The organism is Halalkalibacter oceani, assembly GCF_023715705.1.
In the GTDB taxonomy this organism is placed as follows: domain Bacteria; phylum Bacillota; class Bacilli; order Bacillales; family Bacillaceae_D; genus Halalkalibacter; species Halalkalibacter oceani_A.
In genome coordinates, this window is record NZ_JAMBOS010000001.1 from 341,836 (window position 1) to 354,451 (window position 12,616).

Sequence of the window (12,616 nt, forward strand, 5' to 3'; positions counted from 1 at the left end):
AAAAAGCAACATAGAGATTGATGAAAGTAGGAGGAACGTCCATTGTCAAAAGAAAATAATGAAAAAGTGCGTGTATTTGCCCTCGGTGGAGTAGGTGAAATCGGCAAAAACATGTACGTGGTAGAGGTGAATGAGGACATCATCGTCGTCGACGCCGGTTTAATGTTTCCGGATGATGATATGCTCGGAGTCGACATCGTGATTCCTGATGTATCCTATCTTGTTGAGCATGAAGAACGTGTACGGGGAATCATTCTTACCCATGGTCACGAGGACCATATCGGTGGTTTATCATATGTGTTAAAGAAAATCAATGTTCCGGTTTATGGAACGAAGCTTACCCTTGGCCTAGTTGAAGAGAAACTGAAAGAAGCAGGGATTTTCCGTCAAACAACGCTGCGGTTGATTGATTCAAACAGCCGCCTGAAAATTGGTTCGACCCCTGTCTCTTTTTTCCGAACAAATCACAGTATTCCAGATTCTGTCGGGGTTACCATTGAAACCTCGCAGGGAGCAGTCGTCCATACCGGCGACTTCAAATTTGATCAAACCCCGGTGGACGGCAAGCAGGCCGATATCGGGAAGATGGCTGCCCTTGGTCAGCGCGGTGTCCTTTGCCTGCTTTCTGACAGTACGAACGCAGAGCGTCCCGGCCTGACGAAGTCCGAAACTGAGGTCGGACAAGGGATCGCCGAAGTATTCGAAAAGACGGAAGGCCGAATCATCGTCACGACATTCGCTTCGAATGTCCACCGGATTCAGCAGGTGATCCAGGCCTCGATTGCAGCAAAACGAAAGCTTGCGGTTGTCGGAAAAAGCATGGTGCGCGTCATCACGATCGCCTCAAAGCTCGGCTATCTTGAAGCACCAAAGGATCTTTTTATTGATATTGATGAAATTGGCAAATACCGGGACGAGCAGCTTGTGATTATTACGACCGGAAGTCAGGGAGAGCCGATGTCGGCGCTAACGCGGATGGCAAAAGGAGCTCACCGACAAATTACAATCACCAATCATGATACGGTCATCATCGCTGCATCGGCGATTCCGGGAAATGAAAAGTCGGTCTCGGGAATTATTGATCAGCTTCATCGAATCGGGGCGGAAGTTGTCTATGGACAAGCCAAGGTGCACGCTTCGGGGCACGGGAGTCAAGAAGAGCTTAAATTGATGCTCAACTTGATGCGGCCAAAATATTTTGTCCCGATCCACGGCGAATTTCGCATGCAGCACGCCCACCGTAAGCTGGCTTTGCAAGTCGGAATCAAGCCTGAAGCGATTTTCCTCGTTGATAAAGGAGAGGTCGTTGAGTTTACGAACAATCAGGCACGCAAAAGTGGCAAGGTGCCATCCGGCAACGTATTAATCGATGGTCTCGGTGTCGGCGATGTCGGAAACATTGTCCTGCGTGATCGCCGCTTATTGTCAAAGGACGGTATTCTGGTCGTCGTCGTAACGTTAAACAAGAAAACAGGCGAATTTGTTGCTGGTCCGAACATTATATCGCGCGGCTTTGTCTATGTGCGTGAGTCGGAAAAACTGCTTGAAGAAGCGAATACACTTGTGGAAGTCATTTTGAAGAAATGTGTCAGTGAACAGGTCAATGAATGGTCTTCACTGAAGAGCAATGTCCGTGAAGGATTAAGCCGCTTCCTGTTTGAAAAAACGAAAAGACGGCCGATGATTCTGCCGATTATTATGGAAGTTTAAGCGCGGTCTATGACCGCCATTTCAGAGATGCCGCATCAGGTTGTAAAAGACCTGCTGCGGCATCTCTTCTTTGTTTTAGGGAGGATGGATGAAACGATAAAAACAAGTTCATACTAGCAAAAGAAGGATGATGAAAGGAGGCGTGTGGTCGATGACAATGGAACAACCTTATGCCGAACAGCCACAGCCGAATCAACCTGCTCCGAAAGAGGAGAAGGGATCGGGAATTTTGGACAAGATTCAGGAGTTAGGTCAGACGAACGTGCCTGATATGGCGCAATCGAACATTCACTGCATGACGGTCGTCGGGCAAATTGAAGGACATATGCAGCTCCCGCCTCAAAATAAAACGACGAAGTACGAGCATCTCATCCCCCAGCTTGTCGCGATTGAGCAAAACCCGAAAATTGAAGGGTTGCTGCTGATTTTAAATACGGTCGGCGGGGATGTGGAAGCCGGGCTGGCGATTTCTGAAATGGTCGCCTCGATGTCAAAGCCCTCTGTTACCCTGGTGCTTGGAGGAGGTCATTCAATCGGCGTCCCGATTGCTGTGGCAGCCGACTACTCCTTTATTGCTGAAACGGCGACGATGACGATTCATCCGGTAAGGCTGACCGGATTAGTGATCGGGGTTCCACAATCATTTGAGTATTTGGACAAGATGCAAGAGCGGGTAATCAGCTTTGTGACGAAGCACTCCCAGATTACAGAAGAAAAATTTAAAGAGCTGATGCTTTCAAAAGGCAATTTGACGAGGGATATCGGGACGAATGTGATCGGAACGGATGCGGTGAAATATGGCCTTATCAATGAAGTTGGCGGAATCGGCCAGGCGCTCGGCAAGCTGAACAGCCTGATTGATGATTATCGGCAGAAGCAGGCCGGCGGAAAGGATGAGGTCATCCAATGATTCTCTATACAATGGTTCCACCAGAATTCATTTTTCCGGAAGAGGAGCAAAGTTACAAGTCCCAGCAAGTGATTTCATGTGAAGCCGGTCAGCTGATCGTCGAACAGCTTAATGCCTCCGAATACCGGATTGTACGGCTGCTGAGCGGTGATCCAATGCATTATTTAAATGAAAAATATACACCCGGAACAGTCATCCAGGCAAAACCGCAATTTTAGCATGTAGACAGGCATAGTCTATGCTATAATTAACTTCATCCAAGAATGGTCGAAGCAGCCAGCAGGCTGCTTCTTAAGTATTGAATGGAAATTGTGATTGAAGTAAAGGGTGAAACGTATGGCAAGACGAAAGAAAAAAAGAAAAACCGAGTGGAAATCCCAGCTAACATTTGAGCTCATCGGTCTCGGATTGCTTGTCATTGCTGTCGTTACATTAGCACGCCTTGGAACAGTCGGCGAAACCTTTGTGCGATTATTCCGTTTTTTTCTCGGGGAATGGTTCGCCGTGCTCGCCTTCGGTTTATTGGCTATTTCCATCTACATTATGGTCAAGCGTCAGCAGCCTAAGCTGTTTACACGGCGAATGACAGGTGCCTATGTGATTCTTCTTTCCATGGCCTTGTTCAGCCATGTTGGTTTATTCAATCAGCTTGCCGGTCAGGAAGGGTTTCAAGACACGTCGGTCATTCGCAATACGTGGAATCTGTTTTGGATGGAAATGAGAGGGGAGATCCCCCCGGCTGATTTGGGCGGTGGAATGGTCGGCTCATTGGCCTTTGCGATGAGCTACTTTTTATTCGCCGAAGCAGGGACTTATTTTTTATGCTTTGTCCTGTTTATGATCGGCTTAATTCTGATCACCGGCCGGTCGCTTTCGGAGCTGATCGGCAAAATGTTCCGCCGCAGCTATCTTTTCTTAAGCGACAGCTTTCGCTCATTCGGCGCTGAACTAAAGCAGATGAAGGAGCGGACGAAGGAAAAGCTGGAAGAAGAGCGGAAAAACCAGGAGCAAAAAAAGAAAAAGCGGCCGCTGCCAGATGAGGCTGATGTCATCACCCCAACGGAGGAGGAGCCCGAGGGTGAGCCGGAAATTGTCGATTTCACCCAAAAACTGTATCCGCCGGCAGAAGTGAAGCAAAAGGTGGAACAAAAGAAAGAAGAGAGCAGAGCAGTGGACGAGCCTGTACAGGAAGCGCTCGTCACAGCCGAGGAGACGAATGAAGCGTATCAGCTTCCAGGCTTCGAGCTGCTCAAGCTGCCCGATAATCCGAGTCAATCCGGGGAAAAACGCCAGCTGACTGAAAACGCGCGCAAGCTCGAACAGACATTAGAAAGCTTCGGCGTGAAAGCCCGCGTGTCAAAGGTACATCTCGGTCCGGCCGTGACGAAGTATGAGGTCAACCCGAGCATCGGCGTCAAAGTAAGCAAAATTGTCAACCTCGCTGATGATCTGGCTCTGGCCCTCGCGGCAAAGGATATCAGAATCGAAGCGCCGATTCCAGGCAAGTCGGCGATCGGCATTGAAGTGCCCAATCAGGAAGTGGCGATTGTCACCCTGCGCGAAGTTCTTGATTCGCCTGAATCACAGCGTGAAAGCAATGTTCTCGCTGTCGGTCTCGGACGGGATATTTCGGGGGAGCCGGTTCTCGCTCATTTAAACAAAATGCCCCATCTACTTGTGGCAGGGGCGACCGGAAGCGGGAAAAGCGTCTGTATCAATGGCATTATTACAAGCATTTTATTAAAAGCGAAGCCGCATGAAGTGAAGCTGATGATGATCGATCCGAAGATGGTTGAGCTGACGGTTTACAATGGCATTCCCCATCTGCTCACCCCTGTTGTCACAGAAGCGAAAAAAGCATCTCAGGCGTTGAAGAAAGTTGTCGCCGAGATGGAACGGCGCTATGATTTGTTTTCCCATACGGGGACGAGAAATATCGAGGGCTATAACGAAACGATCAGACGCCATAATGAAGCCGAAGAAGCGAAGCAGCCGATGCTCCCTTACATCGTCGTGATTGTCGATGAGCTTGCTGACTTGATGATGGTTGCTTCAGGCGATGTTGAAGATTCGATTGCCCGCCTCGCGCAAATGGCGCGCGCCGCCGGCATCCATATGATCATCGCGACGCAACGGCCATCCGTCGACGTCATCACCGGGGTGATTAAAGCGAATATTCCGTCGCGTATTGCCTTCGGTGTTTCCTCGCAAACCGATTCGAGAACAATCCTCGATTCAGGTGGGGCGGAAAAACTGCTCGGCCGCGGGGACATGCTCTATATGCCGGTTGGAGCGACGAAGCCGAAGCGGGTGCAAGGGGCATTTCTCTCCGATCAGGAGGTCGAAGATGTCGTCAACTTTGTCATTTCTCAGCAAAAAGCGCAATACCAGGAGGAAATGACGCCAACTGAGGAGAAAGCGGTGGAAGGACAAGTCGAAGATGAGCTGTATCAGCCCGCTGTTGAGCTCGTGACGGAAATGAACACCGCCTCTGTTTCAATGCTGCAGCGCCGGTTCCGGATCGGATATACAAGGGCGGCCCGCTTAATTGACGAAATGGAAGTCAGAGGCATCGTCGGTCCGTATGAAGGAAGCAAGCCCCGGGAAGTTCTTGTTGAGAAGACAGAGGTGGACGAAGCATCTCATTCATCATAGACACATAAGGGTTGAGGGAGACCGGCTAAGCGACGGCCGTTCTTAAGGCAAAAGCCGGCCGCCCCGCCCCTTTGACAAGAGAGAATGAAAAGGAGTGGAGAGAATGATTAAAACGGATCAACGGCCTCTATATTTACAAGTCATTGACCGCATCAAAGAGGATATTGATAAGAAGGTGTACGAAGAAGGGGAAAAGCTGCCATCCGAGTTTGAGCTCTCCAAACAGCTTGGTGTCAGCCGGGCAACGCTGCGGGAGGCGTTGCGGATTCTTGAAGAGGAAGGCGTTGTCATTCGTCGTCACGGGGTCGGAACATTTGTTCATTCAAAGCCGTTGTTTACGGCTGGAATCGAGGAAATGTACAGTGTAACCGATATGATCATTCAGGCGAATATGACGCCTGGAACGATCTTTTTGTCCTCGTCGGTTCAGCCGGCAACGGAGGAGGACCGGCGCAAATTCGCGCAGGAGGATCTCGATGAGATTATGGAAATTGAACGGGTTCGTACGGCGGACGGAACGCCGGTTGTCTACTGTCTGGACCAGATACCTAATCAGCTTGTCGAAAATCATTCGATCCATGAAACAAAGTCAATTTTCCGTTTTCTTGAAGAAATCGGCCGGACGATTACTCATGCCGTTACTTATATCGAGCCAATCGGCTATCACGAGCACGTCTCGGAAATTTTAGAATGTGACCCGGAATCCTCTTTGCTGCTGTTGAAGCAAATGCATTACGACCAGCTCGAACAACCACTGCTCTATTCATTAAATTATTTTCGTGCCGACAAATTTAAGTTTCATGTTGTAAGAAAAAGGGTGAAAGCATAACCTAAGCTGACTGGGTGAAAAAGGAGATGAGTAGATGATGCCGTTAACAGAGAAGATTCACAGCTGTGATCAGATGACGATCCACACAGTCCCGACGGATAAATATAAGACAACCTCATTAATCATGATGATGAAAGCACCACTTGAACAGGAAACGGTCGCATTGCGGGCGCTGCTTCCCCAGGTACTGCAAAACGGCACCGCGTCAAAGCCTTCGCGGAAGGAGCTCCGTCAGACGTTAGATGATATGTACGGAGCGCTGTTCACGACAGATGTCCAGAAAAAAGGAGAGCAGCACATTATTACGCTTCGGCTCGAGGTGGCCAATGAGCAGTTCTTGTCTGATTCAACGCCATTGTTAAAGCAGGCGACGACCTTGCTCGCTGAAATTCTGCTCAACCCGCGCCTGGAGGGCGACACGTTCGCCAATTCAGTGCTGGAGACGGAGAAGAGGTCCCTCATTCAACGGATCGAATCGGTCTATGACGATAAAATGCGCTATGCTAACATGCGTGTCACGGAAGAAATGTGTAAAGGCGAACGGTTTGCGTTAACCGCTTTCGGAACGGCAGAAGAGGTTCGGGCGATCACAGCCGAGTCGTTGCACGACTATTATGTCAAGGCGATCCGGACGAATCAATTTGACCTCTATCTCGTTGGCTCGTTTGAGGAAGAGCAGGCTCTCGCCGATGTGAGAGAAGCGTTTGCCCCGCTGATCGCGATAAACAAGCCGGCGAACCAATTAGTGACGACCGAAAGCCCCGATGTCGATGAGGTTCGTGTCGTTCACGATGCGCAGGACGTCAAGCAGGGCAAGCTTCATATTGGCTTCCGCACCTATCTCACCTATAGTGACGAAGATTATGTGGCGCTGCAAGTTTGCAACGGTCTGTTTGGCGGCTTTTCTCATTCAAAGCTTTTTATCAATGTTCGCGAAAAGGAAAGCCTCGCTTATTACGCCGCCTCACGGCTTGAAAGCCATAAAGGGATCATGATGGTCATGTCCGGAATCGAGTTTGCAAAATACGAACGTGCTGTCGAGATTATTAAAGAGCAATTTGCGGCGATGCAGCAGGGCGCTTTCAGCACGGATGAAGTCGAGCAGACGAAGGCGATGCTGAAAAATCAAATTCTCGAGACGGCTGACGTTGCGCGCGGCTATGTTGAACTGCTCTATCATCAGGTGATCAGCGGCAGCAAGCGCACGTTGTCAGAGTGGCTTGAGCAAGTCGATGCGGTGACGAAAGAGGATATTGTTCGCGTCGCCAACCATATCAAGCTTGATACGATTTACTTTTTAAAAGGAAAGGAGTGAGCGCTGTGAAGCCTGTGCATTTTTCACAATTGGAGGAAACGCTCTACCATGAAACGCTTGAAAACGGGTTAAGCGTCTACATTTTGCCGAAGGAAGGCTTTAATAAAACGTTCGCTACCTTTACGACGAAGTACGGGTCAGTTGATAATCATTTCCTGCCGCTCGGAAAAGAAGAGGCGATTCAGGTTCCTGACGGGATTGCTCACTTCCTGGAACATAAAATGTTCGAGGATGAAGATGGTGATGTTTTCCAGCAGTTCAGCAAGCAGGGGGCCTCGGCTAATGCCTTCACGAGCTTTACCCGCACAGCCTACCTGTTCTCAAGCACGACGAATGTCGAAAAGAACCTCGATACGCTGCTTGATTTCGTCCAGCATCCGTATTTCACGGAAGAAAGCGTCGAGAAGGAAAAGGGGATCATCAATCAGGAAATTACGATGTATGATGATAACCCCGACTGGCGTGCTTACTTTGGCGTGATTGAAAATATGTTCCATACCCATCCGGTGAAGATCGACATTGCCGGTACAATCGAATCGATTTCCAATATTACAAAGGATTTGCTTTACACATGCTATGAAACGTTCTACCATCCGAACAATATGCTGCTGTTCGTTGTTGGTCCCGTCGACCCTGAGGCGATCATGGCGCAGGTCAAAGCGAACCAGGCAGGTAAGGAATTTGCTGAGCTGACCGAACTTCAGCGCTATTTTGAGCCGGAGCCGGAGACAGTCGCGCGTAGCAAGCATGTCATCACGATGCCGGTGCAAACGCCGAAATGTCTAGTCGGCTTTAAGGAAAAGGGAGCTGACCGTCAAGGGAAAGAGCTGCTAAAGCGCGAGCTTTCCGTCTCTGTGCTGCTTGATGTCATGTTCGGGCAAAGCTCGGAGAATTATCAGGTGTTGCTCGAAGAAGGGCTAATCGATGATTCGTTTTCTTTTGATCATTCTGCTGAACAGGGCTTTGGCTTTACGATTATCGGCGGCGATACAAAGCATCCGGACAAACTCGCTGAGCGCTTGCAGCAGATGATTGAGCGTTTCAAGCAGACGACATTAGCGAAAGAGGAAGTCGACCGCGTACTGAAGAAAAAAATCGGCTCCTTCCTCCGATCACTTAATTCACCTGAATATATCGCCAATCAGTTTACGCGTTACCAGTTTAATGAGATGAATTTATTTGATGTCGTTCCTGTCTTGGAAAGCGTAACGGTGGATGAGCTTCAGGAAGTTCTGGCCGATCATTTTGAATTTGAGCGCTTTACCGTTTGTCAGGTGATGGCGGAAGGGTACAGTCAGTCATGAGAAAGCAGATTTTACTTACGGGAGCATCGGGGGGAATCGGTCAAGCGATTGCAAGAGAGCTGGCTGCTCCAGGCTGCTCTCTTTTTTTGCATTATGCGACCGGGAGCGAAAAGGTCGAGGCCGTCGGCGAGGTTTGCCGGCAAAACGGAGCGGAAGTCACTTATCTTTGCGCCGACCTCACCCGAGAAGACGGAGATGAGCAGTTGCTTTCCGCGTTGCCTTCGTATGCCGCGATTGATACGATCATCCATAATGCCGGAACGAGTTATGCCGGCTTATTTACCGAGATGACAAAAGCCGAAATCGGGCAGGTAATGAACATTCATTTGCTGAATCCGATGCATATTACGAAGGCTTTGCTGCCGGGGATGCTGTCAAGGCAGGCGGGAAACATCATCGTGATCTCTTCGATTTGGGGCCAGACAGGCGCAGCGTGTGAGGTCGCCTATTCAGCGGCAAAAAGCGGGTTAAACGGCTTTGTGAAAGGGCTCGCCAAGGAAGTCGCGCCGAGCGGCATCCAGGTTAACGGCATCGCACCCGGCGCAATTGAGACGGAGATGCTGAACGGGATCGACCGCGAAAGCCTGATCGAGGATATTCCGGCAAACCGGCTTGGCCAGCCGGAGGAGGTTGCGGCGACGGTCAGCTTTTTAACATCAGGCAGAGCGACTTACATAAATGGCCATATCCTTTCGGTTAATGGGGCATGGCATTGTTAAAAACATTTTCATGCATAATTTTTCCCTCCCTTAGAAAAAATATAGAATGAAGTACATTATCAAGGAGGAATTCACATGTCTGTATTGGACAATTGGGAGCAATGGAAAAATTTCTTAGGTGATCGTCTTCATCAGGCGGAGGATGAAGGGATGAGTGAAAATGTTATCTCTGATGTTGCTTATCAAGTTGGTGAATATTTATCGCAGCAGGTTGAACCGAAAAACGAACAAGAACGTATCCTAGCTGATCTTTGGCGTGTAGCGGATGAACAGGAGCAGCATGCGATTGCCAACATGATGGTCAAGCTTGTGCAAAATAACGGCACTCGTTAAGCGGCCACGTCTGACTGTACGTACCGCGTCAACCAGGGAAAAAGCCGGGCTTATCGTAAAAAGATGCAATGGCTCCAAGTCAGGCACGGACCGAAGAAAGCCTCCGGAACGGGCTTCCAACAGCGGAAGCGGACGATGGACATTGCTTTGGACTTGTTCCAAAAGGTAAAATACAACCTTTAGGGACAAGTCCTTCTCTTTTTTTATGCGAATGGATCGGGAGAATAGAGAAACCTGTTTTATTTCCGACAAAGTTCTTTCATTTGTGACGAAAATCCATTATCATGAAAGGTAGAGAATACCAGATGGCAACGAATCGTCTCCTTCGTATCCAGATTTATCATTGCAGTAAAGGGTGGCATAAATGGATGATGTAAAAGAGTGGTATTTAGAATATCATATACATAAGAACAGACCTGGGCTTCTCGGCGATATCTCGTCGTTGCTTGGAATGCTGAAAATCAATATCGTTACGATTAACGGTGTTGACGGGATGCTTCGTGGCATGCTGATCCGCAGTAAAAGCGACGATCAGGTAGCGAGATTCAGGGCGATTTTAGAAACGATTGAGGATATTAAGGTTACGAAGTTCAGAGAGCCCCGCGTCCGCGACCGTCTGGCGATTCGTCATGGCCGCTATATTGAGCGGGATGCCGATGACCGCAAAACATTCCGTTTTATCCGGACGGAGCTCGGTCTGCTTGTCGATTTCATGGCGGAGCTGTACAAGCGGGAAGGGCATTTGCTCGTCGGGATTCGGGGAATGCCCCGTGTTGGGAAGACTGAGTCCATCGTCGCTGCCAGCGTCTGTGCCAATAAAAGATGGTCTTTTATTTCTTCCACATTGCTGCGGCAAACGGTGAGAAGTCAGCTGGCTGATGATGAATTAAGCGAGGATCATATCTTTATCATCGACGGGATTGTAACAACGATGCGCTCGACAGAAAAGCATCGTACACTCGTTCGGGATATCATGCGACTTCCTGCCGTGAAAGTGGTCGAGCATCCGGATATCTTTGTGCGGGAGACTGAGTATGAGTTGGATGATTTTGATTGTATTATCGAACTCAGAAATGATGAAAAAGAAGAGATCACATACGAAGTAGTTGAATCGGGCTTTTCCTCTTTTGATATAAGCTAAGGTGTAGGTAGGTGGTATGATGTCAGAACTAGGTCAATATTTAAAAGAAGTCCGGGAGCAGAAACAGATTACGTTAGACGACCTTCAGCGGACGACAAAGATTCAAAAGCGCTATCTCGTAGCGATTGAAGAAGGGAAATACGAGACGCTGCCAGGGTTGTTTTATGCTAGGGCATTTGTGAAGACATATGCGGAATCAATCGGGCTTGATCCAGAGCCTTTATTTGATCAATACCGCAATGAGCTGCCCAACCCTCAGCAGGAGGCAGTCGAATTGCCGTCGCGTTCTGAACGGACAAAAAAGACAGCCGTCGCACCGAAAAAGCGGACGCGCGGTAATACTCTTCTTCCCGCAGTGCTCGGGATCGCCGGGGTCGCTGTGGTAGTCGTCCTGATTTGGCTGTTAGCGCAATCGATGGGCTGGGGAGGCGACGGCGGTGAAGCGGTTCCGCCTGATATGAATGAAAACGTCGAACTTGATTCCTCCGATGAAGTTGGCACAGATCCTGAGGAAGATGAGAACATCGCGGAGGAAGAGCCGCCGGCTTCGGAGACGGAGTCAGAACAGGAAGAACAACCGGAGCCTCCGGAGCCGGAAGCTGAGCTTACATTTATTGAAAGCAGTGGAAACACTTCTTATTACCAATTGGAAAATGGTCAACTCGATGATGTAAGGATTGAGCTAACAGGCACATCTCATATCGATGTGAAAAATGCGTTAGGGCATACGTTCTTTACCGGAATGCCGTCGGAAGGCGAAGTGTTAACCTTCGATGAGCTCGCAGCCGAGGAAGAAGTGGAGTTTAACTTTGGTGCTTCTCCATACGTCGAGCTTTATATTAACGGTGAACAGCTTGAGTTTCCACTTGATATCGTTCATCAGAAGGTCAATATTACGGTAGTGGGTGAAAACAGCTGATGATTTGAAAGCAGAGCGCTTGCTTTCTCCAGGTTGTCGAACGAAGTCTTCTTTAGAAGCAGTTCGGCAACCTGTTTTACTTTTCGATTAGCGTCGTTTCAGGAAAATGTGGATTTGATTACAAATATGGGGATGAATCGTATATAATAACAGTGCGGCTGTTTACTTGATCATTGTTTTGAAGGAAGGGAACATTTTGAATTTACCTAACAAAATTACGATTTCACGCATCTTTCTTATCCCTTTGTTTATGATTTTTTTACTCGCTCCATTGCCATTCGGCGACTTTGTTTTTCTAGGAACGACGATGCCTGTCGCGCATTTTATCGCGGCTTTAATCTTTATTATCGCCTCGGCGACTGATTGGCTTGACGGGTATTACGCGCGCAAGCTGAACTTGATTACGAATTTCGGTAAATTTCTCGATCCGTTGGCAGACAAATTGCTGATAACGGCAGCGTTAATTGCCTTGGTCGAATTGCAGCTTCTTCCTGCATGGATGGCGATCATCATTATTAGTCGGGAGTTCGCCGTGACGGGGATCCGGCTTGTGGCAGCCGCTGATGGGGAAGTGATTGCCGCCAGCCCGTTGGGAAAGTTGAAAACGGTGGCGCAAATCGTGGCGATCTCTGCCCTAATGTTACATAATTGGCCTTTTCAAGCGCTGTCCCTGCCTTTTGATATGCTTGCGATCTGGATTGCGACGATTTTAACGGTCTGGTCCGGCGTTGATTATTTTCAAAAGAACAAACATATTCTTCTAAAATCCAAATAGGGCGGT

General features: G+C 48.8%; 12 protein-coding genes. All 12 read left to right on the plus strand.

The window, feature by feature from the left end; genetic code table 11:
- Nucleotides 1–42 precede the first annotated feature (42 nt).
- Complete coding sequence (locus M3212_RS01750) at nt 43–1,710, plus strand: ribonuclease J (RefSeq protein ID WP_251192199.1); 1,668 nt, start codon at nt 43–45, stop codon at nt 1,708–1,710.
- Between the two features lie 151 nt (nt 1,711–1,861).
- Nucleotides 1,862–2,620, plus strand: coding sequence for a ClpP family protease (locus M3212_RS01755; RefSeq protein WP_434084029.1), 759 nt, complete (start codon nt 1,862–1,864; stop codon nt 2,618–2,620).
- Nucleotides 2,617–2,838: a YlzJ-like family protein gene (locus M3212_RS01760; protein WP_251192200.1), complete on the plus strand. Its 222-nt coding sequence runs from the start codon at nt 2,617–2,619 to the stop codon at nt 2,836–2,838. Before M3212_RS01755 ends, M3212_RS01760 begins: the two co-directional genes overlap by 4 nt.
- A gap of 118 nt (nt 2,839–2,956) precedes the next feature.
- Nucleotides 2,957–5,275, plus strand: a complete 2,319-nt coding sequence (locus tag M3212_RS01765; RefSeq protein ID WP_251192201.1) for a DNA translocase FtsK — start codon at nt 2,957–2,959, stop codon at nt 5,273–5,275.
- Between the two features lie 103 nt (nt 5,276–5,378).
- A complete protein-coding gene (locus M3212_RS01770; RefSeq protein ID WP_251192202.1) occupies nt 5,379–6,104 on the plus strand; it encodes a GntR family transcriptional regulator in 726 nt (241 codons plus the stop codon).
- 34 nt (nt 6,105–6,138) lie between these two features.
- Nucleotides 6,139–7,419, plus strand: a complete 1,281-nt coding sequence (gene yfmF / locus M3212_RS01775) for an EF-P 5-aminopentanol modification-associated protein YfmF (RefSeq protein WP_251192203.1) — start codon at nt 6,139–6,141, stop codon at nt 7,417–7,419.
- A 5-nt stretch (nt 7,420–7,424) separates the two neighbouring features.
- Nucleotides 7,425–8,723: an EF-P 5-aminopentanol modification-associated protein YfmH gene (yfmH, locus tag M3212_RS01780; RefSeq protein WP_251192204.1), complete on the plus strand. Its 1,299-nt coding sequence runs from the start codon at nt 7,425–7,427 to the stop codon at nt 8,721–8,723.
- Nucleotides 8,720–9,442: an elongation factor P 5-aminopentanone reductase gene (ymfI, locus tag M3212_RS01785; RefSeq protein ID WP_251192205.1), complete on the plus strand. Its 723-nt coding sequence runs from the start codon at nt 8,720–8,722 to the stop codon at nt 9,440–9,442. The genes yfmH and ymfI overlap by 4 nt, the downstream gene beginning before the upstream one ends.
- 75 nt (nt 9,443–9,517) lie before the next feature.
- Nucleotides 9,518–9,775, plus strand: coding sequence for a DUF3243 domain-containing protein (locus tag M3212_RS01790; RefSeq protein ID WP_251192206.1), 258 nt, complete (start codon nt 9,518–9,520; stop codon nt 9,773–9,775).
- Nucleotides 9,776–10,139: 364 nt separating this feature from the next.
- Nucleotides 10,140–10,916, plus strand: a complete 777-nt coding sequence (locus M3212_RS01795) for a DUF3388 domain-containing protein (RefSeq protein WP_251192207.1) — start codon at nt 10,140–10,142, stop codon at nt 10,914–10,916.
- Nucleotides 10,917–10,935: 19 nt separating this feature from the next.
- Entirely contained in the window at nt 10,936–11,835 is a 900-nt protein-coding gene (locus M3212_RS01800; RefSeq protein ID WP_251192208.1) for a helix-turn-helix domain-containing protein, read from the plus strand.
- A gap of 196 nt (nt 11,836–12,031) precedes the next feature.
- Nucleotides 12,032–12,610, plus strand: a complete 579-nt coding sequence (pgsA, locus tag M3212_RS01805) for a CDP-diacylglycerol--glycerol-3-phosphate 3-phosphatidyltransferase (protein WP_251192209.1) — start codon at nt 12,032–12,034, stop codon at nt 12,608–12,610.
- The last annotated feature ends 6 nt before the right edge of the window (nt 12,611–12,616 follow it).